Consider the following 24,221-nt stretch of genomic DNA (forward strand, 5'->3'; position numbering starts at 1 on the left):
CAATGGTGGCAATGATAACAGCTGCCCCGCGCATGTTGCGGTGCGCAAACGACAGGTGGGGCGGCTGAACCGGCAACCGGATCCGGTTGCCGGTGTCCGTTCTGAAAGGCCCGGCAGCGGCTCGATGACCGGCCGACACAATATTGCAACATTCGCCGCGCATCTTGTGTCCCGAGCTTCCCGGGGGACTGCGCCGAGCCATGGTTAGACGGCGGCGCGGCCCCCGGTGTACTACATCTCGGGAGACACCGATGACGCGTTCGTGGTCGATATTACCCTGGCGTCCGACCCTGGCCGGCATTCTGCTCGCGGCCGGCGGATCGGCCGCCGCCCAGGACTCCATCGACAACCTGTCGAAGCAGCTGATCGAGCTGCGCGGCGAGGTGGAGGAACTCAACGACGAGCTGGCCGGCGCCAAGGACCAGCATCGCAGCCGCATGAACGCGCTGGCGCGCCAGCGGGGCGAGGCCGAGGCCAGTCTCGAGCAGGCGCAGCTGCAGCTTGACGAGGTCGAGGGCCGGATGGCCAGCGCCCGCGAGGATGCGGAAGAGGCGGGTGCCGACGCCGATCAGCTGGAGCCGGTGGTGATGGCCATCATCGAGGCCTCCGAATCGATGGTCGACAGCCGCCTCCCGTTCAAGCGGGACGAGCGCCTGGCGGAACTCGACCAGATCCGCAGCCGGGTGGAACAGGACGTGATCACCCCGCACAAGGCGATCAACACCCTGTGGGCCTTCTACGAGGACGAGATCCGCCTGACCGGCGACAACGGCCTGTATCAGCAGACCGTTCGCCACGACGGCGAGGAGCGGCTGGCCGACGTCGCGCGTCTGGGGATGGTGATGATGTTCTACCGCACCAGCGGCGGCGCCTACGGCAACGTGGTGCGCGACGGCGACCAGTGGCGCTACCAGCCGGTCGACGACAGCGGCCGCCTGGTCAGCGAGCTGTTCCAGACCTTCGAACGTCAGGTGCGCACCGGGTTCTTCGAGCTGCCCAATGCCATCGGCGAGTCCGGCATCCGCCGCGCCTCCGCCGACACCCCCACCGACATCGCCCAGGCCGAATCCCGAGGGGAGAAGTAATGACTGTCATCAACAATGGTTGGCGGCTCGCCGCGCTTGCGGCGGCCCTGTGGCTGGCCCCGGTTCAGGCGCAGGATGAGCCCGCCCCGGCCGGCGATGCGCCGTCCGCGGACGCACCCGCGGCACCGGCCCCGGCAGCCGAACCCTCGGAGGAAAGCGTGGAGCAGCGCCTGGAAGAGGCGTTCAAGCGCGAGTTCGCGTTTCTGGTGGAGCAGAAGGCCCAGCTGGAGCGCAGTCTCCAGGACTTTCGAGCCCGGGCCTCGCGTGAGGTCGGGCAGGTCAAGGGCCGCGTGGATCAGCTGCAGAGCCAGCTGGTGGCGGTGCAGGACCGGCAGAACCAGGCCCGCGAGGAACTCAAGCTGATCCAGGAGCGCACGCGCTCGACCAGCAATGCCCAGCAGGTGCTGGAAGGCACCTTCTCGCAGGCCGAATCCACGCTCGCCGACTACGGCATCGACAAGCTGGGCGGGGACGATTTCGCCGAGCTTGGCGACGACGAGAAAGTGCGCGAGACCTTTGCTACCGCCCGCGAACTGATTACCGAACGCAGCGAGATGCGCACCTCGGATGGCGCCTTCTTCACCCAGGACGGCAGCCGCATCGACGGGCAGTTGATCAAGGTGGGCGGGATTGCCGCCTACGGCGTATCGCCCGACGCCGCGGGCGTGCTCGCCCCGGCCGGCGGCGGCCGCTACAAGATCTGGGAGAACGCCGCGACCGACACCGTGCGCGAGATCGCCCAGGGCGCCAGCCCGGCGGTGTTGCCGCTGTTCCTGTACGAGTCGCTGGACACCAGTGCCGAGGGAACCGGCGCGGAATCGGTGATCGAGCACATCGAAAGCGGCGGCACCATCGCCTGGATCATCATGGGGCTGGCCGGTGTGGCCCTGTTGCTGATCCTGGTGCGCATCGCCTTCCTGGCCCGGGCCAGCTCCCGCACCGGCAAGCTCGAACGCGAGGTCGGCGCGCTGGTGCGTGAAGGCCGCATGGACGATGCGCTAGAGGCCTGCGGCCGGTTCAAGGGCTCGGCGGCCCGCGTGGTGGGCTCGGCCCTGCGCAACATGGATCGGCAGCGCGAGCACCTGGAAGACATCATTTCCGAGTCGATCCTGGCGGAGAGCGGACATCTGAACCGCTTCGGCGCCATGATTCTGGTGATTGCCGCGGTGTCCCCGCTGCTCGGTCTGCTCGGCACCGTCACCGGCATGATCAGCACGTTTGATGTGATCACCAAGTTTGGCACCGGTGATCCCAAGCTGCTTTCCGGCGGCATCTCCACTGCGCTGGTCACCACCGAGCTGGGCCTGATGGTGGCGATCCCCACGCTGCTGGTCGGCAACGTGCTGTCGTCCTGGGCCGAGCGCATCAAGGACAGCATGGAGAAGGCCGCCCTGCGGGTGACCAACCTCTACCACGCCGGCCGTGACGGCGCCACGCCGCGCATGGCCCACGCGGGGAGCCCGGCCTGATGGAGCTCGGTCTCCTGTTCGAGCGGGCCCAGTTCTACTATGAGGCCGGGGGCTACGTGATGCCCTGGCTGGTACTGGCCACGCTGGTGCTGTGGTTCGGGCTGGGTTACCGCGCGGCGGTGCTGCGGCGCGGCGGCAACATCTCCGTGCGGGTGGTCCTGCGCCGCGAGATCGAAGGCCGGGGCGGCAAGGCCCGCGGCATCATCGAGCAGGCCGCCCGTGACGGCCTGGCCGTGGCCCGCAGCGGCGGCGCGCATCTTCGTCGGCGGCTGGATGACGCGCTGGCCGACCATTTCATGGAGATCAAGCGCTACCGGAAGCTGGTGGGCGCGATCGTCGCAGTGGCCCCGGTGCTGGGTCTGCTCGGCACCGTTACCGGGATGATGGAGACCTTCCGTTCCCTGGACGACGCCGCGCTATATACCCGCAACGGCGGCATCGCGGCCGGCATTTCCCAGGCGCTGTTCACCACCCAGCTGGGGCTGGCGGTGGCGATTCCCGGGCTGGTGATCAAGGGCTTTCTCGACCGCAAGCAGCGGGTGATCGAGATGGAACTGGCCCAGATCAAGGACATCCTCAGCAGCCGCGAACTCGCGGTCAGCGCCGATGGAGGCGAGCAATGAAGTACCGGCAACGGGAAAGCGCAGAGCAGCAGGGCATCGACATCTCGCCGCTGATCGACATGGTTTTCATCCTGCTGATCTTCTTCATGGTCAGCACGACCTTCGTCAAGGACATGGACCTGGACATCGACCGGCCCAAGGCGTCCACCGCCGAGCCCTCGTCGACCAAGGCCGTGCGCATCTACATCGAGGGCTCCGGCCAGACCTATCTGGACGGGCAGCCGGTGCAGACCTGGGTGATCCAGAGCCGGCTCAAGGACCTGCTCGAGGTCAGCACCAGCGGCTCGGTACTGGTGGTCACCGACGGCAACGTGCCGTCGCAGAAACTGGTGGAGGTGGTGGATCAGGCGCGACTGGCCGGCGCGTCCGACGTGGGCGTGGCCACCCGCGATGAAGCGGGCGGCCGGACCTGATTGTTCCGCACATCGGCAGAAGGAGTTATCGACATGAATGCAACACACGTACGCCGTCACGGCATTGCCCTGTCCTACATGGTGGCGGGTTCGCTTTCCATCTTCAGCCTGGTGGTGCTGATGAACGAGTTCTCGCGGGCACCGGATCGCGAGGATCGCACCACCAGCGCCGAGTTCTCGGTGGAGAAGCTGGAGCAGCCGGAACCGGAGCAGGTGGTCCAGAAGCCGGAGCCGCCGCCCGAGCGCGATCCGCTCGACCCGCCACAGAACCCGCTGCGCGGTCTGGATTCCTCGCTGCCGGGTCTGGATCTGGGCATTCCCGCGGTGGACATGGACGGCGTGGCCGGCGCCAGCGATGACCTGTTGGGGGAATCCCGCGACGTGGTGATGACCGGCGACACCGTCGACGAGGCCCCGAGGCCGATCCGTCAGGGTGCGATGAACTATCCCGCCGAGGCCCGTGCCGAGGGGGTCGAGGGTTACGTGCTGCTCAGCGTGCTGGTCGACGAGAACGGTTCCGTGGAACAGGTGAAGGTGCTCAGCGCCGAGCCGGGCGGCGTGTTCGATCAGATTGCCGCGCAGGGCATCCAGCAGTGGCGTTTCACCCCGGCCAAGTACAAGGGCGAAACGGTCAAGACCTGGGTGCGCCAGCGGATCAGCTTCGATCTCAGCTAAACGGATGTCGCGGAGTCTGATTCCCATGCGCCCCACGCTCACTGCTGCGTTCCTGTCGCTGGCCCTGGCCATCGCCGGCCCCGCCGTCCTGGCCCAGGACGAGGGCACCGGCGAGCCGGCGGTACAGATGCCGGCCGACGGCGACACCAGCGATCTGACCGTGTCGGACCGTCTCTCACTCGCCGGTCTGTTGGTGGGCGACGGCTATTACGATCGTGCGCTGACCGTACTGTCCGATATCGATCCGTCGGCGGAAGATCTCGACCGGGTGCGCTTCTACACCCTGCGCGGCCTCGCGCGCCTGAACCGGGATGATCCCGCCGGGGCGCGAGACGATTTCCGCGACTCGATTACCGCCGGTCAGGACAAGCCGGTGATCTACGTCTATCTGGGTCAGGCGCACTTCCGGTTACAGGAATATGCGGACACCCTGGACGCCATCGACAAGGCGGGCAGCGCGGCGTCGAAGTATCCGTCGCTCTACATCCTCCGGGCCGAATCGCACTGGAAGCTGGATCAGCCGGTCGGTGCGTTCCGGGCACTGGAAGCGGGCCTGGCGCGGTATCCGGACAACCACCAGTTCCTGCGCCGCCAAGTGTTCTACATGATGGAACTGGGCACCTACCAGTCGGCCGCGGAACTGGGTCGCCGCTATCTCGGCGAAATCGAGGGCGGACCCGAGGACTATCTTGCGATCGCCGTGGCGCTGCACCGGGGCGGCGAGAGCGACGAGGCGTTGTCGTTCCTGGAATACGCCCAGTTGCGCTTCCCCGAGAACACCAAGATCACCCAGGCCCTGGCGCAGGTGTATTTCGAGACCGGCCGCGGCAAGGCCGCGGCGGATGTCTACGAAAAGGCCGCTGCCGTCCACCCCGAGCTGACGCACGAGGCTGCCGAGTTCCACCGGCGTGCCGGCCAGCTCTTCCGGGCGCTGAACCTGAATGCCCGCGTGCGGGATCCCAAGGAAAAGATGCGTCAGCGCGTGGCGATTCTGGTGGAGCTGGAGCGCTACGAGCAGGTTGCCGGTGCCCAGGCCTCGCTCAATCGCGTGGGGCTGCTGGAAGACCAGAACATCCGTTATGCCCTGGCCTACTCGTTGTTCAAGGCCGGCAAGTTCGATGCGGCGGAGGCGCATCTCAGCCGACTCACCAAGGGGGATCTGGTTCGCCAGGCCACCCAGTTACGCCAGTACATGCAGGAATGCCGTAGCGATCCCTGGCTGTGCGCGTAACGCGCCGGCCCCCGACAGCGAGCCGAATCATGTTCTATCGTGCGCTAGCCCTGTTCGCAGTGCTCAGCCTGTGTGCCCCTGCCTTCGCCCAGACCGGCGGCGACGTCTGGCTGTTCGTGTTTGCCGAGGACGGCAGTCCGGTGGCCGGCGTGGACATGCAGGTGGATGGCGACACGGTGGACACCAGCAGCCCGGCCGGCGCCATCTACGCTCGCATTGCCGCGGGACGCCGCGACGTCAGGCTGGTACGCGATGGCGAGACCCTGCTCGAACTCGATCTACTCACCGCTGACGAGGAAGACATCCAGATTCTGGTGACGCTGCGCAGCGGCCGCGAGCCAGACGTGGCTATCGAGAGTTCCGGGACCGATCCGGTCCTGGCCGGCCAGACCGAGGAGCAGCGTATTGTGGGCGCGTTCAAGCCCGGACTGCTGGAAGGCGAAGTGGTGTCGGTGGAAGATGGTGCTCCGATCGTCGGCGCCGAGATATTCGTGGCCGGCACCCAGACCCGCATGCGCACCAATGAGGCCGGTCAGTACCAGGCGGAACTGCCGCCCGGCAATTACACCCTGTCCATCGTGCATCCCGACTACGCCGCGCAGACGCTGGAGAACATCCGCGTGATTCCCGGCAAGGCGGTGACCGCCAGCGTGGAAATGGCGCCCTCCGGCGTGCAGCTGGCCGAGTACACCGTGACCGCGCCCTTTATCGAAGGCAGCGTGGCGTCGACCTTCACGCTTCAGCGCGAATCCTCGCAGGTGACCGAGGTACTGGGCGCCGAGCAGATTGCGCGTACCGGCGACAGTGACGCGGCGGAAGCACTGACCCGCGTGTCGGGCCTGACACTGGAGCAGGGAAAGTTCGTGGTCATCCGCGGCCAGCCGTCGCGGTACACCTACGCTCAGTTCAACGGATCGCCGTTGCCCAGTACCGATCCGGTACGGCAGTCGGTGCCGCTGGACCTTTTTCCCGCCGGGGTGCTGTCCGGGATCGAGGTGCAGAAAAGTTATTCGGCCGATCAGCCGGGCGCATTCGGCGCGGGTCTGGTGTCGCTGAATACCCGCAAGGTGCCGCAGTCGGGGTTCGTCGATCTGTCCGTTTCTACTGGTGCCAATTCGGCGAGTACTGGGGAGACCGGTGCCACCTACGACGGCAGCGTCGAGGATTTCCTCGGCCAGGATAACGGCGCCCGGGCGCTGCCGGGGCCGATCCGGGCGGCCGGCGGCAACCTGCAGTCGGTCGCCAATGAACAGGAGCGCATTGCGCTCGGCAAGAGCTTCAACGACGTGCACCTTCCCGAAACCATGGAACTGCCGGCAGACGTCGGCGGCAGCCTCAGTGGTGGCAAGGGCTTCGATACCAGCTATGGCCGTTTCGGCGTGCTGGCCTCGGCCTCCTATGATCATAAGTACCGCTTCATCGAGGAGCGGGACATTACCTACGAAGGCAATAGCATCGACACGCTGCGCGTGCAGCAGGATTTCACCGACCGCCGCACCGAGCGCGACATCCGCATGAGCGCGCTGGCTGTCTTCAGCGGCGAGTGGGAAAACCATTCGCTGTCGCTGAACAACTTCTTCATTCGCGACACCAAGGACCGGACCTCGATCGCGGACGGCATCAGCGTAGTCAGTGACGAATTCCGCGAGCGCCAGTTTCTGCTCGAGTTCAACCAGCGCGAGACCCTGCTGCACCAGCTGGTAGGTTCGCATGACTTCGATTTCGTGCAGGTCGACTGGCGCGCCCAGACCGCGGACGGCGACCGCGATCGGCCCGATCGTCGCACCTGGAACTACCAGGGCCCGCTGTTCAACGACGACCCGCTGGAATTCGCCGCTGAAGACGCATTGCAGCGCGAGTTCAACGTTGTCACCGATGAGGTCAACAGCTACGGACTGGATCTGACCTTCCCGCTGAACGACTGGGGGCGCCTGACCCCGATGATCAAGGTTGGCCTCGCAGACTCTGCCCAGGAACGTGTCTCGGTGACGCGGCGTTTCAACTTCGAGCCGGCCGGTTCGCTGGCAGACCTGTCGCAGCCGATTCCCGAGTTAATCATCAACGATTTCACCATTGGCGACACGGTGAATTTCTCTGAGCGAACCGTGGGTTCGGACCGTTACTTCGGGACCGCCGATGTCTCGGGTTTCTATGCACTCACCGATCTGCGCTGGGCGGATTTGCTGCGGTTGACACTCGGAGTTCGCCGCGAGGAGGCGGATTACGAAGTGACAACGCCAAGGTCAGTGACCGACGACGCAGGAACGGTCAGCGGCTTCGACCGCACCGACACCCTGCCGTCGCTGGGCCTGACCTGGTTCTCCAGTGAGAACACCCAGGTTCGTTTCACGACCGGCAAGTCGGTGTCCTATCCCCTGCTGGTGGAGATATCGGACACGCTTTTCCTGGACCCGGATACCGGAGAACAGTTCGCGGGCAACCCGGATCTGGAGGCCACGGAGATCGAGAGCTACGACCTTCGCTGGGAGTGGTATCCCTCGGCCAAGGAGGCAGTGACAGCCGGTGTATTCCTCAAGGACCTGAAGAATCCGATCGAGCGGCAGTTCCTGCCGGTGGCGGGCGGCGGTCAGCGCATCCAGTTCACCAACGGCGAAACCGGCGAAGTCTACGGCTTCGAGATCGACGGGCGCGCCGGCCTCGACTGGTTTTCGGACATCGGCTTGCTGCCGGAATCGGACCTACTCAAGAAGAGCTACGTGCAGGCCAATTTCACCATTACCGAATCGGAAGTGGAAATCGGCCCCGGCGGTATTGCCACCAATCGGCAGCGCCGGCTGCAGGGGCAGGCCGACACCGTGTTCAACTTCCAGTTGGGTTATGACGGCGCCATTCATGACTGGACGCTGGCACTGAACCGGGTCGGCGAGCGACTCGATGCCGCCGGGGCCAACGGCCGTCCGGACGTGTTCCAGCAGCCGAGCACTTTTGTTGATCTCACCTACAGCCTGGGCTTTTTCAAGCGCGGCAATCTCAAGCTGAAGGCTGAAAACCTGCTCAACGAAGAGATCGAGTTCATGCAGGGCCCGCTGCTCCAGCAGCGATTCATTCTGGGCCGCTCGTTCGGGGCCTCGCTGTCCTGGGAAGTTTTCTGATTGTCACGCAATTGCAATAGCCCGCGCTTAACTTGGCACCGGTAAGCGTCAGCCCTTGCTTACGCAACGAATTAATCCATTTGGGAGGGATACACGACATGTCTTTTAAACCTGCGCGCTCCATCTGTAGCGCCCTAGTTCTCGGTTTGGTGCTCTCCGCTTGCGGCGGCGAGGGCGGCGATCTGATCACCGGCAACATCTCCGGCGGTCAGGGCGGTTCCGGCGGCTCCGGCGGTGAGGGCGGCACCTCGGGGAGCGGTACGTCCGGTACCTCGGGCACCTCTGGTACGTCTGGCACCTCCGGCACTTCTGGCACCTCCGGCACTTCGGGTACGTCCGGGACCTCGGGTGCAGGCGCCATCGGTGATCCTATGAGCACCTTCAACCAGCTCGGCATGCTGCTTCCCGAGGATATTCATCCGCTGGTCGACAACATCGACCCGACGGATGGCTCTTCTGCCGACATCACCCCGGCCTCGTCGCCGAACTGCCCTAGTGGTACCACGGACGAGGGCACCACCGTGGTGTTGTTCGACGATGGTGATTACTTCGAGGGCGGCTCGGCCAACCCGGAATTCCCCGTCTGCGTGCTGGACCAGGACATTCTCGCGGACACCACGCTTACCAACGATCACGTCTACGTGCTCGATGGCGAAGTATTCGTGGGCACCGGTGATGCCGAGGATGCGACCCCGCCGTCTCCCGGTAATGAAGTCGTGCTGACGATTGAATCCGGCGTGCAGATCTATGCCGATCAGGGTTCGGCGTCTGCCATCCGCGTGACCCGCGGCGCCCAGATCGACGCCCAGGGCACCATGGAACAGCCGATCATCATGGGGGCCGTGCCTGTAGCCGGCTTCGCCCGTGAAATCGACGGTGATCCGACCGACCTTACCGGTCGCGGTGACTGGGGTGGCCTGGTGCTGAATGGTTATGCCCGGACCAACAGCACCGAAGATGCCGGCAACATTCCCAACGAACTGACCAGCGAAGCCACCAACCGCAACGTGTTCTTCGGTGGCAACGACGATGGCGACAGCAGCGGCACGGTGAGCTACGTCATCATCGCCGAGTCCGGCGTTGCCTTCGCGCCCGACGCCGAAGTGCAGGGTCTCACCCTGGAAGGGGTTGGTAGCGGCACCACCATCAACAACATCCAGGTCATCGGCTCCAATGACGACGGCATCGAGTGGTTCGGTGGCGCGGTCAACCAGAGCAACATCCTGATCAACGGCGCCGAGGACGACGGTCTGGATATCGACCTCGGCTTCCGCGGCACGATCAAGAACTTCATCGTGCGTCAGGCCAACGGCTTGGGTGACCATGGCACGGAATCGGACAACGATGGTGACAATTTCGGCGCCATGCCCGTCAGTCGCCCGGTTCTGGCCAACGGTCTGTTCCTGATCTGGGGCGACGGCGAGTCCGGCGGCGCGCTGCTGCGTGAAGGCTACGGCGCGAACTTCGAGAATGTCGTCATTGCCGACGGTGCCACCCTGATGGGTGCGCCCAGTGCCGCGGTTGCCGGCACCAGCTGTATCGACAACGATGACGAAGTTGACGAAGACCTGAACGCGTTCGGTCTGGCCTACTTCTGCAGCGTCGGCGCAGCGGAGCCGGACGGTGACACGTTCGAAGAGGACTGGTTCGCGGGCATGGCCCAGGACGGTAGCACCGTGACCTTCGAGGGCATGGAAGACGACACCATCAGTGTTGATCCGGCCTCCTACCAGGTCACGACTGCCGTGAGCCCGAGCAGTGCCGTGAGTGAAGCCGACAGCTACATGGGCCCGGTGAGTTCCGCCGACGCCCAGGCTCAGACCGAGTGGTGGCGCGGCTGGACCGTGCACTTCGGTCAGTAATCGCCGACCCGACAATCGGTTGGTATAACAGGGGTGTAGCTTCGGCGACACCCCTGTCTTTTGGTGCGTGATGTCCTCGACTGTCACTCCTTCCAAGCCGCCCGCATCCGCCACGCATCCGGCAACCAGCCTGCTGGGTCTGGCCGGTCTGGCCGGTGGCCTGCTGGCGTTGGCCTGGCGCGATCTCGGGCTGAATCAGGTCCAGGAGGCACTGTTCATCTGCCTAGTCGCGGCGATGCCGATGATGCTGGCAGAAACCCTCTGGTTTCGTCGCTATCGGGAGTGCGGCGCGGACCGCCGGGCCGGTCCGCCGGACGTCAGGCGCGTGGCGGTCAAGCTGCTGGGGCTTTACTCGGCATTCGTGATCATTGGCTTCGGCTACTGGTTATTCCCGGAATATGCGGGGACGTTCTACGGTCCGTTCTTCTACGTGCTGCGCGATGTCTGGCCTTGGCTGGCGGTGCTGGCGGTGCCGTATTTCGCGTGGCTCGACGCCCGTCTGGGCGAGCCGTTCGACGGCGCCTGGCACGCGGGCATGGCGGTACTGGGCCGCTGGCAGCTGGTGGACCGCGCGGTTCTCGGGCAGTTCGCCCGGGGCTGGCTGATCAAGGCCTTCTTCCTGCCGCTGATGTTCGCGTTGCTGGCCCGTTCGCTGGCCTTCGTGCTGCAGGGAATCGAAACCGGCGCGCTCTGGGATCAGGCCCGGTGGTTCCGGGTGGCGCTGGAAATGACCTTTCTGGTGGACCTGGTATTCGGGGTGCTGGGTTACACGCTGGCCATGCGCTGGCTGGACAGCCATATCCGTTCGGCCGAGCCGACGCTGCTCGGCTGGCTGTCGGCACTGGCCTGCTATCAGCCCCTGTGGGGTGTGATCGGCGCGACCTATCTGGCCTACGACAGCGACGGTTTCGGCTGGCAGAACTGGCTGGCCGGCTCGGACACGCTGACGCTGGTCTGGTCCGTGCTGATCATCGGCCTGGCGGCGATCTACGCCTGGGCGACGGTGGCCTTCGGCCTGCGTTTTTCCAACCTTACCCACCGGGGCATTATCACCAGCGGCCCGTTCCGCGTGACCAAACACCCGGCCTACATCGCCAAGAATCTTAGTTACTGGCTTATTGCGGTACCGTTCGTGGCCGCCGGCGGCTGGGACGACGCCGTGCGCAACTCACTGCTGCTGTTCCTGGTCAACGCCATCTACTACGTCCGGGCCCGTACCGAGGAGCGGCACCTGGCGCTGGATCCGGTCTATGTCGAGTATGCGCTCTGGATCGAGCGGCACGGGTGGCTGCGCAAGGCGGGCGAGTGGTGCCCGGCACTGTTCCGGTTTCGCTGGCGCTCGGCCGACCAGGCCCATGCCGAGCTGGGGCGAACCGGCGCGGTGTTCGGCACCGCCGAGAACGGCTGAGTCAGGCGGGCAGGGTGGGCTTCTCGCGCAGGCCCATTCGGCGCCATTCGCCGCGGGCCAGGTCCTCGTCATGCAGCGTGAACCGCCCGGAGCGTCGGTCCGCGAAATAGCGTTCCAGCGTCAGGTAGACGGTGGGAAAGGCCAGCTCGGTCCAGGGGATGTCGGCTTCGTCCATCAGCACCGTCTCGGTGCTTTCCGGTCCGGGTGCGTGGTGGCCGCCGCGCAGGGTGGCGCGATAGAACATGTGAATCTGACCGATGTGGGTGACGTTGATCAGCGAGAACAGCGGGCCGATATCCACCTCGGCACAGGCTTCCTCGCGGGTTTCCCGGATGGCGCCGTCGGCGGCGGTTTCTCCCAGTTCCAGGAAGCCGGCCGGCAGGGTCCAGAAATACCGGCGTGGCTCGATCGCCCGCCGGCACATCAGGATGCGACCTTCCCACTCGGCCACGGTGCCCACCACTGCCAGGGGGTTGTGGTAGAAGATCTTGCCGTCGCGGCTGCAGACGTCGCGGGCGCGGTCGTCGCCGGCGGGCGTTTCGTGCGTGATCGGTGCGCCGCAGTCGGGGCAGAACTCGAAGCCGGGTTTCATGGCGGCTAACGGTAGCATGAGCCGGCCTCGATCCGGGTTCGTTGCTGCTATTCTTGGCCCCATGGCGAATGAGGATTTCGACGCGCCCGACGACAGCGATCTGCGGGCGCTGGTGCGCGGCTGCGGTGCGCTGCTGGGCGATGTGCTGCGGGCGCATGCGTCGGCGCAGGTGTTCGATCATGTCGAGGAATTTCGGCGTGGCTACATCGAGCTACGGGACGGCCGCGACGAGGCCCTGGCCCGGCGCATGGAGGAGCTGGCCACCGAGTTGCCCCCGGCGGTTCTAACCGAGGTGGTCCGGGCCTTCGCCATCTACTTCAATCTGGCCAACCTGGCCGAGGAAATCCACGCCCACCGGGCCCGCCGGGCGCTGATGGAGCGGGGCGGGGCCGAGTGGCGGGGCTCGTTTGAGCGCAGCCTGCGCGAGATGCACGACGCCGGCGTCTCCGGCGAGCAGGTCCGCCGTCTGCTCGAGCGGCTGTCGTACACGCCGGTATTCACCGCCCACCCCACCGAGGCCAAGCCGCGCGTGGTGCTGGAGGCGCTGCGGCGCATGTTCGAGTTGATGAACCGTCTGGCGGACGAGTCCGTGGGCGAGGTGGCCCGCCAGCGGCTGGAGGACGAGTTGCGGCTCAACATCCAGGTGTTGTGGAAGACCGAGGAACTGCGCCGCGCCCGGCCCACGGTAGAAGATGAAATCCGCAACGGGCTCTACTATTTCCGCGAATCGCTGTTCACCAGCGTGCCGCGCATCTACCGCAACCTCGAACGGGCGCTGGAGCTGGTCTACGGTGACGATGCCCCGGCGCCCCCGGTGCTGTTCTTCGGGTCGTGGATCGGCGGCGACCGCGACGGCAATCCCTTCGTCACCGAAAACGAAACCCGTTATGCCCTGCGCATGGCCGCCCGGGAGATTCTGGCCGAATACCTGCGGCGCACCGAAAAACTGATGCGCGAGCTCAGCCATGCGCAGCGCTGGTGCCAGCCCAGCCAGGCGCTGCTGGAGAGTCTGGATACCGACGAGCAGGAACTGGCCGCCCATGCCGGGGAACGCCCGGAGCGTTTCGCCACCGAGCCCTACCGCCGCAAGCTGTTTTTCATGCGCGGCCGGCTACAGGCGATGCACGATCAGCTGCAGACCGAGCTACGGCTGCGGGCTCAGCGTTCCGAGCGGCCGGCGGTGGCCTACGAGGACGCGGAAGCCTTCATCGACGATATCGAGCTGATCCGCGAATCCCTGATCGGCCACGGTGACGCCGCGGTGGCTGATGCGGGGATCAAGGATCTGTTGCGCTTGGCTCATACCTTCGGTTTTCATCTCGCGCGGCTGGATCTGCGCGAGGAATCCAGCCGCCACGAGGCCTGCGTGGCCGATGTCCTGGGGGCGCTGGACGAGCCGATCGATTACGCCGCGCTGGATGAAGCCGGACGCGAGCGTTGCCTTACCGACTTGATCGAACAACCCCCGCCCTTCCAGGCCGAGCGGGCCGAGATAAGTGCCGACACCCGACATACGCTGGCCAGCATGAGCGCGATTGCCGATATGCGTGCCAGTCTTGGTGACGGCGCCTTCGGCAGCTACGTCATCTCCATGACCCATGCGGTCAGCGATGTGCTGGAAGTGGTGTTCCTGTTGCGGCTGACCGGCGCCTACGATCCGCCCCGGTCCGCGGGATGCTCGGTGCGCATCAGCCCGCTGTTCGAGACGGTGGAAGACCTGACCCACATCGAACCGGTGCTGGAGGCGTTGCTGGCCAATCCGGCCTATCGGCGCTTTCTCGCCGCGGACCCCACCCAGGAGGTGATGCTGGGTTACTCGGATTCCTGCAAGGACGGCGGCATTCTGGCCTCCCGCTGGCAGCTGTACCGCGCCCAGCAGCGGGTGGTGGCAATCTGCGACGCCGCCGGGGTGGACTCGGTGCTGTTCCACGGCCGAGGTGGCACGGTCGGGCGGGGCGGCGGCCCCACCTACACCGCCATCCGCTCGCAGCCGCCGGACACGGTGCGCGGGCGCATCCGGTTCACCGAGCAGGGCGAGATGATCTTCGCCAAGTACAGCAACCCGGAAACTGCGGTCAACGAGATCACGCTGGGCCTGACTGGCGCCATGGCGGCCAGCCTGCCCGGGCGTGAGGATCCACCCGGCTACGACGATCTGATGGCCGATCTGGCCGAGACCGGGGAGCGCCACTATCGCGAACTCACCGAACACACCCCCGGCTTCTTCGATTTCTTCTACGACGCCACGCCGATTACCGAGATCGGCGCGCTCAACATCGGGTCGCGCCCCGGTCACCGGCGGCCGGACGAGCGCAGCAAGTCCTCCATCCGCGCTATTCCCTGGGTGTTTGCCTGGGGGCAGTCCCGCCACACCCTCCCGGGTTGGTTCGGCGTGGGTACGGCCCTGGCTGCCTATCGCCGTCAGCACGGCGAGGCGCCGTTGCAGCGCATGCTGGAGAGCTGGCCGTTCTTCGGCGCCTTCCTGGATGCCGTGCAGATGTCGCTGTGCAAAGCCGACATGGACATCGCCGCCGGCTACGCCGGGCTGTGCGAGAACCCGGACATCGGCACCCGCTTCGAACAGACCATCCGTACCGAGTATGAGCGGACCCGCGACGAAATCCTGATCCTCACCGAGGGCCGGCGGCTACTGGACGACAACCCGGTGCTACAGCGTTCGCTGGCGCGCCGCCGGCCGTATCTGGATCCGTTGAACCAGATCCAGCGGGTGGCCATCGCCCACCATCGGGGAGATGGCGGGGACGAATGGCTGGACCCGGTGCTGCGCAGCATCAACGCGCTGGCGGCGGGCATGCGCAATACCGGTTGACCGGCAGTCCCGGCGGCCGGCGCTGTGGCATATTGAGGTCGCCATTCACCCGGTTGGGAGACTCGTCATGTACATCCGCTGGTTGGCCCTGCTGGCCATCGTTCTGCCCCTGGCCGCGTTCGCGCAGAAGGCGGCGCCGATCATTCAGCCCGATGTCCGCGCCATTGGCGGCGTGCCTGGTTCCATGCAGCAGTTGTTCGGCACCGAGGCCGTGCGCGGTGCGGTGAACCAGGCCATCGAGGCGAACGGCTATCGCGCCGGCGGCGGGGTCGATGATGTCCCGGTGAATACCTACGTCCTGCGCGTGCAGTACATCATTCATGCGCAGCCCGGCGCCGATACCCCGCTGGTAGCCGTATCCGCTTCCACCCAGTTGCTGGAAGGCTCGGACATCGGTGGCGGCAGACTCACGCTTGCGCTCTACGACGGCATTCAGCAGAGCGTGCGTCAGGCACCGGAACTGGTCGAGGCCAGTATTGCGGTACGTGAGGCCTTCGATGCCGAGCTCCAGGACCGTATCGGCAAGGCCCTGGCGCATCTCGATCGCCTTCGCCGCTGATCTGTTGCGGTGCGGTGTTATCCTTCACGCTATTGATTCAAACGCAGTAACCGACCATGGCCGCCGAACAGGAACTCCCGGAAATCAAGCTCGACGCGGACAATCTCTACCGCGAGGAAACCGTTACCGACGGTCGCAGCGGCTCCATCCGCATGATGATCCCGGTCACCGAATCGGGCGAGCGCGATGAGCAGCGATCAGTGCGTTACGAGGGCTACACCAACCTGATGACGCCGGCCGGCAGCCTGCCGATCCACTTCGAGCTCGACGCCGAGGATCTGTCCCAGGCGCTGGCCCAGTTTCCCGACGCCGCCAAGCAGTCGATCGAACAGACCATGCAGGAACTCCAGGAAATGCGCCGGCAGCAGTCCGGCTCCGGCCTGTATGTGCCCGGCCAGGAATCCGGCGGTATGGGCGGCCCCGGCGGCATGCCCGGTGGTGGCGGGGGCGGCATCCAGTTCTAGCTGACGTTTGCCAGCGCCGTGTGGTGCCTAGTGTGAGACTCGATCGATTTATCAGGAATAAATCGACGCGAGCGAAGCGAGTCCGGAGGATGCGGCCCGCGGACGGGCCGAACAACTCGCACTTAACCTGGTGCCCGGGGCGAGACTCGAACTCGCACTCTGTTGCCAGAATCGGATTTTGAGTCCGACGCGTCTACCAGTTCCGCCACCCGGGCTCGGCGGCAGAATTATAACGGGCCCGCCGGCCCCTGCGCATTAGTACTCCGCCAGAATCCGCTCCAGATCCTCGCGGATGGCGCCCATGCTGTCCTCGAAGCGGATCTCCGGTTTCGCCTCCGTGCCATTGATGAGGATGGCAAACGCGCCCCAGCCGCCATCCTTGAGCCGCAGGTAGCCGGCGTAGGCGCGCACGCTGACCGGCTCGGTCAGGGAGCCGGTCTTGGCCGCCACCCGCATGGCGAAGTCGTTGTTGCCGTTCTTCACCGACCGGGACGGCGTGTACTGGGGTACCGGCAGACTGCCGATCAGCGCCGGGAACAGTGCCGGCTGCCGGTACATGTAGGCGAGCAGGGACACCACGTCGGCCGCCGACAGCCGGTTGTCCACGGACAGGCCGCTGCCGGTGGTCAGCGTTAGCGGCGGGTCGTCGGGAAATGCGCCCAGCCAGGGCTGGGCCTCGGCATTCGCGCGCCGGCCGAGCTCTGCCAGCATGGTGGATGCGGCCGCCAGTCCGGATTGCGCCGGGCCCGGGCCGTCCGCCTCCGTCGCCAGTCCCAGCGTGAGTACGTCGGCCATGTAGTTGTTGCTGTAAGCCATCATGTCGCGGAGCTGATTGGCCAGGGTGGGGCTGGTTTCCTCGGCAAGCGTGACCAGGTCCGGGTCGGGCGGCGCGTGATCGACGCGCACCGTGCCAGCGACGTCGATGCCCTGGCCGGCCAGTACGGCCTTGAGCACCTGACCGGCGTAACGGCTGGGCTCCGACACCGACCGCAGCAGCGAGAAGTGGCCGCCGCCGGCCGGCACCACGCCGGCCAGATGCAGGGTCTGGAGGTCGCCGTCGGTGGCCCGCCAGGCCCAGTAGGCGGCCCGGGTATCCGGCTCGCCGGTGGCGATGTCACCGCGCAGGGCGAAGCCTTCCAGTCCCGGTGGCATCAGGGTCAGCCGGGCCGGCTGATCGGGTTCGCGACCGGGAATGATGGTGACTTCGACGTTGCTGAAATTCACGCCGGCGGCGGACAGCGGGGCGTCGTAACTGTTCTCGCTGACCTGCCGGGCGGCGCAGCGGTCTTCGGTCAGACAGGTAACCGGGCCGAACAGGCTGTCGTTGATCACCAGGTCGCCGCTTACACGTTCGATGCCGCGTTGGCGCAGTCGGCTGGCCAGCAGCGACAGCCGGCTGTGATCCAGGCCCGGATCGCCGGCGCCGATCAGCATCAGGTCGCCGGCCAGCTTGCCGTCGCGTACCTTGCCGCCGGAGACCACGCGATTGACGAAGCGGTGATCCGGTCCCCAGCGCGCCAGCGCACCGGCGGCGGCATAGAGCTTGCTCACCGAGGCGGGTGTCAGCCGGCTCTTGGGTTCCAGCGACGCCAGTGTCCGTTCGCTGCCCAGGTCGACTACCAATGCGCTGACGCGGGCCTGATCGCCGGCCAGCGCCTGCAATGCCGGCAACGTCGCTTCATCGGCGGCATGGGCGGCGAGGCTGGTCGCCAGCAGGACGGGGAGTAGGCAGCGCGCCTGCATGTCAGGAGCCCTCGGAGTGTGGCGGAGTCGGCCTCGATAGTACCCATGCCGGCCGGGGTCTGCATTCGGCTCGACGACGATTACCGCTACACTTCGCCCGCGATGAAATTCGAGCTGATCAAGCGCGATGGTCAGGCGCGCCGCGGCCGCCTGACCCTGAGCCACGGCGTGGTGGAAACGCCGGTATTCATGCCGGTGGGTACCTACGGCACGGTCAAGGGCATGCTGCCGGAGGAATTGCAGACGCTGGGCGCGGACATCATTCTCGGCAATACCTTCCATCTGATGCTGCGGCCGGGCACCGAAGTGATCGGCGCGCACGGTGGGCTGCACGGCTTCATGGGCTGGGATCGCCCGATCCTGACAGACAGCGGCGGCTTCCAGGTCTGGAGCCTGGCCGATATCCGGCAGATGGACGAGGACGGCGTAACCTTCCGCTCGCCGCTGGACGGCTCGAAGCGACGACTCACCCCGGAGGATGCGATTGCCGTTCAGCACGCGCTGAACTCGGACATCGTGATGGTGCTTGACGAATGCACCGACTACCCGGTTGCCGAGGACGCGGCGCGGCGCTCGATGGCGCTGTCCATGCGCTGGGCGTCGCGCTGCAGGGCGGCGCATGGTGACAATGCCAATGCCCTGTTCGGCATCAACCAGGGCAGCGTGTATCCGGCGCTCAGGCGGGAATCCATGCGCCAGCTGGTGGATATCGGCTTTGATGGCTATGCCATCGGCGGCGTGTCGGTGGGCGAAACCGACGAGGAACGCGCCGAGGTGCTGGCCGCCACGCTGCCCGAGGCGCCGGCCGCGGCGCCGCGCTATCTCATGGGCGTGGGCACGCCGGCCAACCTGATCGAAGGGGTGGCTGCCGGGGTGGACATGTTCGATTGCGTGATGCCTACCCGCCACGCCCGCAACGGCTATCTGTTCACCTCCGTGGGCACGGTCAAGATCAAGAATGCCGCCCACCGCCACGACACCGGTCCGCTCGACCCCAACTGTGACTGCTACGTGTGCCGCCGCTACAGTCGGGCCTATCTGCATCATCTCTACCGTTGCGGGGAGATTCTCGCCGCGCGGCTTAACACCTGGCACAACCTGGCCTACTACCTGGGGCTGATGCGCCGCATCCGCGAGGCCATCGCCGAGGACCGGTTCGCCGCGCTGGCGCGCGAGTTTCTGCCGTGATGATGAAACCATCGGTGGTTGCCGGCGTCTGACCGGACGGCTGTGGCATAATGCCGCGCTTTCGACGCCGACCCGACTCCATCACCGGACCAGAAACATGTTGGATTTTCTGATTTCGCCTGCCTATGCGCAGGGTGCGCAGGCCGCCGGTCCCAGCATCATGCCCACGCTGATCATGGTGGGCCTGTTCTTCGTGTTCATGTACTTCATGATCATTCGGCCGCAGATGAAACGCCAGAAGGAGCACCGCCAGTTGCTGGAAAGCCTGGAGAAGGGCAACGAGGTGGTCACCCAGGGCGGCATCGCCGGCAAGGTGCGGGATCTGGGCGAGAATTTCATCGCCATCGAAGTGGCTGACGGCGTCCTGATCAAGGTCCAGAAGCAGTCCGTTTCCAGCGTAGTGCCGAAGGGTACGCTGGAGACGCTCTGACGTGATCGACGAGTACGCGACACCTGACTCCGACCTCCTGTTTCCCGCGGTGACGCTGCCAACCGCCGCTGCCGACCCGCGTCTGCCATGAACCGTTACCCGCTCTGGAAGTATCTGCTGTTGCTGGTCGTGCTCGGGCTCGGCGCCCTGTACGCGCTGCCCAACATCTTCCCCGAACAGCCGGCGATACAGATCTCGCGCGATGACGGCAGCAGTGTGGCCGCCGGACTGACCGAGCGGGTACGCAGCGAACTGAGCGCGGCCGGCATCGAAAGCGGGGACGCCAGCATCAATGAGGGCAAGTTGCTGATCCGCGTGGGCAGCAGCGAAGCCCAACTGCGTGCGGCGGACGCGCTCAAGCAGGCGCTGGGCAACGACTACATCGTGGCTCTCAACCTTGCGCCCACGACGCCTGACTGGCTGCGTTCGCTGGGCGCCAAGCCCATGAATCTTGGTCTGGACTTGCGTGGCGGCGTGCACTTCCTGCTGGAAGTGGACATGGCAACGGTGATCGAGGAAACGTACGATCGTTATGCCCGCGATCTGCCACGTTATCTGCGCGACAACGACATTCGCTATTCGCGCGCCTTCCGCGATGACCAGCAGGTCAAGATTCGCTTTCCCACTCAGTCCGCGTTCGACGCCGGTCAGGATGCACTGAACAGCGAGTTCTCCGAGTTGGATGTCCGGGTATCGGAGGACGAATCCACCACGCTCGTGGTGACGTTGTCGGAAGAGGAATCCGAGCGCATCCGCGACTTCGCGCTCGAGCAGAATCTGACGACCCTGCGCAACCGGGTCAACGAGATCGGCGTGGCTGAGCCGCTGGTTCAGCGCCAGGGGCAGGATCGCATCGTGGTGGAACTGCCGGGCGTGCAGGACACCGCCCAGGCCAAGCGGCTGCTGGGCAAGACCGCCACGCTGGAGTACCGGCTGGTTGCGCGAGGCGAAGACCCGCGCGCCGCCGAACAATCCGGCGTCGCGCCGCCGGGCACCGAGCTTCATCAGCGCCGCAGCGGCGAGCCGATCCTGCTGGACGAGGACGTGATTGCCTCGGGCGATCAGCTGGTGGACGCGTCCTCCGGTTTCGATCAGCAGAGCAATCAGCCGGCGGTGTTTGTCACCCTGAACGGGGCCGCGGCCGAGCGGATGTTCAACACCACCCAGGAGCACGTCGGTGATCCCATGGCGGTGCTGTTCATCGAGAACAAGATCGAAACCCGCTATGTCGATGGCGAACCGGTCTACGAACGCAAGAAGATCGAGGAAGTCATCAGCGTTGCCACCATCCGCGGCGTGTTCGGCAAGCGCTTCCAGACCACCGGCCTGAGCAGCAACGAGGCCCATGATCTGGCGCTGCTGCTGCGCGCCGGCGCCCTGGCCGCACCGGTGCAGATTGTCGAGGAGCGCACGGTCGGGCCGAGCCTGGGCAAGGACAATATCGCCCAGGGCCGCAATGCGGTGATCATCGGCTTCCTGCTGGTGGTGGTGTTCATGCTGGTCTACTACCGGGCTTTCGGCGTGTTTGCCAACGCGGCGCTGTTCACCAACGTACTGCTGATCGTGGCGCTGCTGTCGCTGCTGCAGGCCACGCTGACCCTGCCGGGCATCGCCGGCATCGTGCTCACCGTGGGCATGGCGGTTGATGCCAACGTGCTCATCTTCGAGCGCATCCGCGAGGAGCTGGATAGCGGCAGCGCGCCGCAATCGGCGATCGCCAGCGGCTACGACAAGGCCCTTTCCTCGATTGCCGACGCCAACGTCACCACCCTGATCGCGGCCGTGGTGCTGTTCGGTTTCGGTACCGGCCCGATCAAGGGCTTCGCGGTGACCCTGTCCCTGGGCATCCTCACTTCCATGTTCACCGCCATCATCGGCACCCGTGCCCTGGCCAACCTGGTGTACGGCCGCCGTCAGCGGCTGCAATCGGTGTCCGTCTGACCATGCGCCTGATCCGTCCCGATACCCGCATCGATTTTGTCGGCCTGCGCAAGGTCGCAGTGATCATTTCCCTGGTGGTGCTGGCGATTGCCGTGGGCTCACTGGTTACCCAGCGGCTGGCCCTCGGCGTGGATTTCACCGGTGGTGTGGTCATCGAGGTGGGCTACCCCGAGGCGGTTGAACTCAACGACGTACGTGCCGCACTTGCCGATGGTGGCTACAACGACGCCGTGGTGCAGTTCTTCGGCGGCTCACGTGATGTTCTGATCCGCCTGGCCCCGCAGGAGGGGACGGAATCGGCGCAGGTCAGCAGCAATGTGCTCCGCGTACTGGAGCAGGCGCAGTCCGGCGTCGAGATGCGGCGAATCGAATTCGTCGGCCCGCAGGTGGGCGAAGAGCTTACCAACAAGGGTGGCTTGGCGCTGCTCTACGCCCTGATCGGCATCCTCATCTACGTGATCTTCCGCTTCCACTGGAAGCTGGCGGTGGGCGCGGTTGCCGCGCTGGCCCATGACGTGGTGGTCACGCTCGGGCTGTTCTCCCTGCTGCAGATCGAGTTCGATCTCACCGTGATCGCGGCGCTGCTCGCGGTGATCGGCTACTCGCTCAACGACACCATCGTGATTTTCGACCGCATTCGCGAGAACTTCCGGCGCATGCGCAAGGCCACCCCGCAGGAGGTGGTCAACGGCTCCATCAACCAGACCCTGGCCCGCACCCTGATGACGGGCCTGACCACGCTGCTGGTGCTGCTGGCGCTGCTGTTCATCGGCGGTGAAGCGCTCGAGGGCTTCTCCATCGCACTGATTGCCGGCGTTGTCGTGGGGACGTACTCCTCGATCTACGTCGCCAGCTCGCTTGCGCTGTGGCTCTATCTGGACAAGGAAGACCTGTTCCCGCCCAAGGAAGAGACTGCCGAAGAGCACATGTAGCACCGGTTCCGCCGGCTGCGGCTTATTTGAGCGCGTGCTCTATGGTTGCGCGCAGCATCGGCTGCAGCTTGGGGGCGCCGCTGACCACGTCGCCGGTTTCCAGGGGATCGCCGTCACCCAGGCTGGTGGCCATGCCGCCGGCCTCGATCACCAGAATCACCCCCGCTGCCATGTCCCATGGCTGGAGGCCGAACTCCCAGAAGCCGTCCAGACGGCCGGCCGCCACCCAGGCGAGGTCCAGTGCTGCGGAACCACCTCGCCGGATGTCGCCGCACTTGTTCAGCAGCGACTCGAAGGCCGGAAAGTACTTCGCCATGCCTGTCTGACGGTGGTAGGCAAAGCCGGTGGCCAGCAGTGCCGGCCCCAGCTGATGGCACTGGCTGACGCGGATGCGCCGGCCGTCGAGCATGGCGCCACGACCACGGCTGGCCACGAACAGCTCGTCCTTGTAAGGATCGAAGATCACCCCGTGGGCCAGCTGCCCGCCCACCCGGCAGGCGATGGACACGGCAAAGTGGGGAATACCGTGAATGAAGTTGGTGGTGCCGTCGATGGGATCGATGATCCACTCCACATCCGCCTGGCGGCGCGCCGGACTGTGGCCGGATTCCTCGGCCAGGATGGCGTGATCCGGGTAGGCGCGGCGGATGGTATCGATGATCGCCACTTCGGCCTGGTGATCGACCTCGGTGACGAAGTCGTTGCGTCCCTTTTCCCGCACGTCGAAGCCGCGCCCCTGGCGCAGATGGCGCATGCAGATATTGCCGGCGGCACGCGCCGCCGACACGGCGATATTCGCCAGTGGGTCCATAGGGTCGCAAGCAAGGGTGGAAGGACCACTAGAATAGCAAATCCAGCGGCAGACACGCCGTGAAACGGCCATCGCGCGGGCTTCCGGGGGAATGAGCATGGATGACGAAAACCAGGGCACGGGCGGCGTGCCGGCAGTGCGCATCGTGCTGGTGGCGCCCCAGCATCCGGGCAACATCGGCGCCGCCGCGCGGGCGATGAAGGCCATGGGGCTGGCGGACCTGGCGCTGGTCGCCCCCGATCGTTTTCCCCATGCCGCTGCCACCGCCCGCGCCGCCGGGGCGGATGACGTGCTGGCTGGCGCTCGAGTCGTGGACCATCTCGATGCCGCGCTGACCGACTGCACGCTGGTCATCGGCACCAGTGCAAGGTCGCGGCGACTGCCCTGGCCGGTGGTGGACGCGCGCGAAGCGGCGTATCGAACCATGAGCAACGGCGGGCCCACCGCCATCGTGTTCGGTCGCGAGCGCAGCGGGCTGACCAACGAGGAGCTGGACCGCTGTCATGTCCACCTGCAGATTCCCTGCAACCCTGACTTCGCCTCCCTGAATCTGGCGGCGGCAGTGCAGCTGGTCTGTTACGAACTGCGCATGGCTGCGGCGCCGGGGCCGGGGCCGTCGCCCGAGGCACCCCCGCTGGCCACCGCGGCGGAACTGGAAGGGCTGTACGACCATCTGGAAGCGGTGGCGCGGGCCGGGGATTTTCTCGACCCCGACGAACCCCGGCACATGATGCGCCGCTTCCGGCGGTTGCTCGGGCGGCGCCAGCTCGAGGCCGCGGAACTACGGCTTCTGCGCGGGCTGTTGCGGGCGCTGGATCCGCGGCGCCGCGCTGCAGATGCCGACTAGACTGA

Annotated in this window: 20 protein-coding genes and 1 tRNA gene; 17 read left to right on the forward strand and 4 right to left on the reverse strand. The window is 65.9% G+C overall.

Features of this window, described 5'->3' with window-relative positions:
* Window positions 1–251 precede the first annotated feature (251 nt).
* The 9 genes from RM532_RS05170 to RM532_RS05210 all read left to right on the forward strand — a co-directional run bounded on the left by RM532_RS05170 (window position 252) and on the right by RM532_RS05210 (window position 11,879).
* A complete protein-coding gene (locus RM532_RS05170; protein ID WP_311652103.1) occupies window positions 252–1,085 on the forward strand; it encodes a DUF3450 family protein in 834 nt (277 codons plus the stop codon).
* Window positions 1,085–2,554: a MotA/TolQ/ExbB proton channel family protein gene (locus RM532_RS05175; protein ID WP_311652104.1), complete on the forward strand. Its 1,470-nt coding sequence runs from the start codon at window positions 1,085–1,087 to the stop codon at window positions 2,552–2,554. The genes RM532_RS05170 and RM532_RS05175 overlap by 1 nt, the downstream gene beginning before the upstream one ends.
* Window positions 2,554–3,177: a MotA/TolQ/ExbB proton channel family protein gene (locus tag RM532_RS05180; RefSeq protein WP_311652105.1), complete on the forward strand. Its 624-nt coding sequence runs from the start codon at window positions 2,554–2,556 to the stop codon at window positions 3,175–3,177. The genes RM532_RS05175 and RM532_RS05180 overlap by 1 nt, the downstream gene beginning before the upstream one ends.
* Window positions 3,174–3,590 (forward strand): ExbD/TolR family protein, encoded by a 417-nt coding sequence (locus tag RM532_RS05185; protein ID WP_311652106.1) that lies wholly within the window; start codon window positions 3,174–3,176, stop codon window positions 3,588–3,590. Before RM532_RS05180 ends, RM532_RS05185 begins: the two co-directional genes overlap by 4 nt.
* A 33-nt stretch (window positions 3,591–3,623) precedes the next feature.
* Window positions 3,624–4,265 carry an energy transducer TonB gene (locus tag RM532_RS05190; RefSeq protein WP_311652107.1) on the forward strand — a complete coding sequence of 214 codons (642 nt, stop codon included), beginning with the start codon at window positions 3,624–3,626 and terminating at the stop codon, window positions 4,263–4,265.
* A gap of 25 nt (window positions 4,266–4,290) precedes the next feature.
* Window positions 4,291–5,496 carry a tetratricopeptide repeat protein gene (locus tag RM532_RS05195; RefSeq protein WP_311652108.1) on the forward strand — a complete coding sequence of 402 codons (1,206 nt, stop codon included), beginning with the start codon at window positions 4,291–4,293 and terminating at the stop codon, window positions 5,494–5,496.
* Between the two features lie 29 nt (window positions 5,497–5,525).
* Window positions 5,526–8,609, forward strand: coding sequence for a TonB-dependent receptor (locus tag RM532_RS05200; protein ID WP_311652109.1), 3,084 nt, complete (start codon window positions 5,526–5,528; stop codon window positions 8,607–8,609).
* 371 nt (window positions 8,610–8,980) lie between these two features.
* Window positions 8,981–10,471 (forward strand): hypothetical protein, encoded by a 1,491-nt coding sequence (locus RM532_RS05205; protein WP_311652110.1) that lies wholly within the window; start codon window positions 8,981–8,983, stop codon window positions 10,469–10,471.
* 70 nt (window positions 10,472–10,541) lie between these two features.
* On the forward strand, window positions 10,542–11,879 hold the full coding sequence (locus RM532_RS05210) for a hypothetical protein (RefSeq protein WP_311652111.1): 1,338 nt from the start codon (window positions 10,542–10,544) through the stop codon (window positions 11,877–11,879).
* Between the two features lies 1 nt (window position 11,880).
* On the opposite strand, the gene RM532_RS05215 is transcribed toward RM532_RS05210, so the two are convergent.
* On the reverse strand, window positions 11,881–12,471 hold the full coding sequence (locus RM532_RS05215) for an NUDIX hydrolase (RefSeq protein ID WP_311652112.1): 591 nt from the start codon (window positions 12,469–12,471) through the stop codon (window positions 11,881–11,883).
* A gap of 61 nt (window positions 12,472–12,532) precedes the next feature.
* Between RM532_RS05215 and ppc the strand changes: the two genes are divergently transcribed.
* The 3 genes from ppc (at window position 12,533) to RM532_RS05230 (ending at window position 16,324) form a co-directional block, all read left to right on the forward strand.
* Window positions 12,533–15,301 carry a phosphoenolpyruvate carboxylase gene (gene ppc, locus RM532_RS05220; RefSeq protein WP_349255272.1) on the forward strand — a complete coding sequence of 923 codons (2,769 nt, stop codon included), beginning with the start codon at window positions 12,533–12,535 and terminating at the stop codon, window positions 15,299–15,301.
* Window positions 15,302–15,368: 67 nt separating this feature from the next.
* Window positions 15,369–15,860 (forward strand): hypothetical protein, encoded by a 492-nt coding sequence (locus RM532_RS05225; RefSeq protein ID WP_311652114.1) that lies wholly within the window; start codon window positions 15,369–15,371, stop codon window positions 15,858–15,860.
* Between the two features lie 56 nt (window positions 15,861–15,916).
* A complete protein-coding gene (locus RM532_RS05230; RefSeq protein ID WP_311652115.1) occupies window positions 15,917–16,324 on the forward strand; it encodes a hypothetical protein in 408 nt (135 codons plus the stop codon).
* Between the two features lie 128 nt (window positions 16,325–16,452).
* On the opposite strand, the gene RM532_RS05235 is transcribed toward RM532_RS05230, so the two are convergent.
* Window positions 16,453–16,539, reverse strand: a tRNA-Leu gene (locus RM532_RS05235).
* 40 nt (window positions 16,540–16,579) lie between these two features.
* Entirely contained in the window at window positions 16,580–18,067 is a 1,488-nt protein-coding gene (dacB, locus tag RM532_RS05240; protein ID WP_311652116.1) for a D-alanyl-D-alanine carboxypeptidase/D-alanyl-D-alanine endopeptidase, read from the reverse strand.
* A gap of 102 nt (window positions 18,068–18,169) precedes the next feature.
* Here dacB and tgt point away from each other — a divergent pair, with 102 nt between their 5' ends.
* From tgt to secF, 4 genes are all read left to right on the forward strand, one after another.
* Window positions 18,170–19,255 (forward strand): tRNA guanosine(34) transglycosylase Tgt, encoded by a 1,086-nt coding sequence (gene tgt, locus RM532_RS05245; protein ID WP_311652218.1) that lies wholly within the window; start codon window positions 18,170–18,172, stop codon window positions 19,253–19,255.
* A gap of 100 nt (window positions 19,256–19,355) precedes the next feature.
* Window positions 19,356–19,685 (forward strand): preprotein translocase subunit YajC, encoded by a 330-nt coding sequence (yajC, locus tag RM532_RS05250; protein WP_349255273.1) that lies wholly within the window; start codon window positions 19,356–19,358, stop codon window positions 19,683–19,685.
* A gap of 87 nt (window positions 19,686–19,772) precedes the next feature.
* A complete protein-coding gene (gene secD, locus RM532_RS05255) occupies window positions 19,773–21,626 on the forward strand; it encodes a protein translocase subunit SecD (RefSeq protein WP_311652118.1) in 1,854 nt (617 codons plus the stop codon).
* Between the two features lie 2 nt (window positions 21,627–21,628).
* Window positions 21,629–22,558: a protein translocase subunit SecF gene (secF, locus tag RM532_RS05260; RefSeq protein ID WP_311652119.1), complete on the forward strand. Its 930-nt coding sequence runs from the start codon at window positions 21,629–21,631 to the stop codon at window positions 22,556–22,558.
* 22 nt (window positions 22,559–22,580) lie between these two features.
* Here the strand turns inward: secF and RM532_RS05265 are convergent, their stop codons facing one another.
* Window positions 22,581–23,369, reverse strand: a complete 789-nt coding sequence (locus RM532_RS05265; RefSeq protein ID WP_311652120.1) for an inositol monophosphatase family protein — start codon at window positions 23,367–23,369, stop codon at window positions 22,581–22,583.
* Between the two features lie 97 nt (window positions 23,370–23,466).
* Here RM532_RS05265 and RM532_RS05270 point away from each other — a divergent pair, with 97 nt between their 5' ends.
* Window positions 23,467–24,216 carry an RNA methyltransferase gene (locus RM532_RS05270; protein WP_311652121.1) on the forward strand — a complete coding sequence of 250 codons (750 nt, stop codon included), beginning with the start codon at window positions 23,467–23,469 and terminating at the stop codon, window positions 24,214–24,216.
* The last annotated feature ends 5 nt before the right edge of the window (window positions 24,217–24,221 follow it).

The organism is Spectribacter hydrogenoxidans, from assembly GCF_031846275.1.
In the GTDB taxonomy this organism is placed as follows: domain Bacteria; phylum Pseudomonadota; class Gammaproteobacteria; order Nevskiales; family Salinisphaeraceae; genus Spectribacter; species Spectribacter hydrogenoxidans.

Excerpts from the sequence above, each read along its gene's own strand:
- RM532_RS05200 (WP_311652109.1), top strand. The coding sequence starts at position 5,526 with ATGTTCTATCGTGCGCTAGCCCTGTTCGCAGTGCTCAGCCTGTGTGCC.
- RM532_RS05190 (WP_311652107.1), top strand. The coding sequence starts at position 3,624 with ATGAATGCAACACACGTACGCCGTCACGGCATTGCCCTGTCCTACATG.
- RM532_RS05180 (WP_311652105.1), top strand. The coding sequence starts at position 2,554 with ATGGAGCTCGGTCTCCTGTTCGAGCGGGCCCAGTTCTACTATGAGGCC.
- RM532_RS05265 (WP_311652120.1), bottom strand. The coding sequence starts at position 23,369 with ATGGACCCACTGGCGAATATCGCCGTGTCGGCGGCGCGTGCCGCCGGC.
- secF (WP_311652119.1), top strand. The coding sequence starts at position 21,629 with ATGCGCCTGATCCGTCCCGATACCCGCATCGATTTTGTCGGCCTGCGC.
- RM532_RS05270 (WP_311652121.1), top strand. The coding sequence starts at position 23,467 with ATGGATGACGAAAACCAGGGCACGGGCGGCGTGCCGGCAGTGCGCATC.
- tgt (WP_311652218.1), top strand. The coding sequence starts at position 18,170 with ATGAAATTCGAGCTGATCAAGCGCGATGGTCAGGCGCGCCGCGGCCGC.
- dacB (WP_311652116.1), bottom strand. The coding sequence starts at position 18,067 with ATGCAGGCGCGCTGCCTACTCCCCGTCCTGCTGGCGACCAGCCTCGCC.
- RM532_RS05205 (WP_311652110.1), top strand. The coding sequence starts at position 8,981 with ATGAGCACCTTCAACCAGCTCGGCATGCTGCTTCCCGAGGATATTCAT.
- RM532_RS05170 (WP_311652103.1), top strand. The coding sequence starts at position 252 with ATGACGCGTTCGTGGTCGATATTACCCTGGCGTCCGACCCTGGCCGGC.
- RM532_RS05185 (WP_311652106.1), top strand. The coding sequence starts at position 3,174 with ATGAAGTACCGGCAACGGGAAAGCGCAGAGCAGCAGGGCATCGACATC.
- RM532_RS05230 (WP_311652115.1), top strand. The coding sequence starts at position 15,917 with ATGGCCGCCGAACAGGAACTCCCGGAAATCAAGCTCGACGCGGACAAT.
- ppc (WP_349255272.1), top strand. The coding sequence starts at position 12,533 with ATGGCGAATGAGGATTTCGACGCGCCCGACGACAGCGATCTGCGGGCG.
- RM532_RS05175 (WP_311652104.1), top strand. The coding sequence starts at position 1,085 with ATGACTGTCATCAACAATGGTTGGCGGCTCGCCGCGCTTGCGGCGGCC.
- RM532_RS05225 (WP_311652114.1), top strand. The coding sequence starts at position 15,369 with ATGTACATCCGCTGGTTGGCCCTGCTGGCCATCGTTCTGCCCCTGGCC.
- secD (WP_311652118.1), top strand. The coding sequence starts at position 19,773 with ATGAACCGTTACCCGCTCTGGAAGTATCTGCTGTTGCTGGTCGTGCTC.
- RM532_RS05215 (WP_311652112.1), bottom strand. The coding sequence starts at position 12,471 with ATGAAACCCGGCTTCGAGTTCTGCCCCGACTGCGGCGCACCGATCACG.
- RM532_RS05210 (WP_311652111.1), top strand. The coding sequence starts at position 10,542 with ATGTCCTCGACTGTCACTCCTTCCAAGCCGCCCGCATCCGCCACGCAT.
- RM532_RS05195 (WP_311652108.1), top strand. The coding sequence starts at position 4,291 with ATGCGCCCCACGCTCACTGCTGCGTTCCTGTCGCTGGCCCTGGCCATC.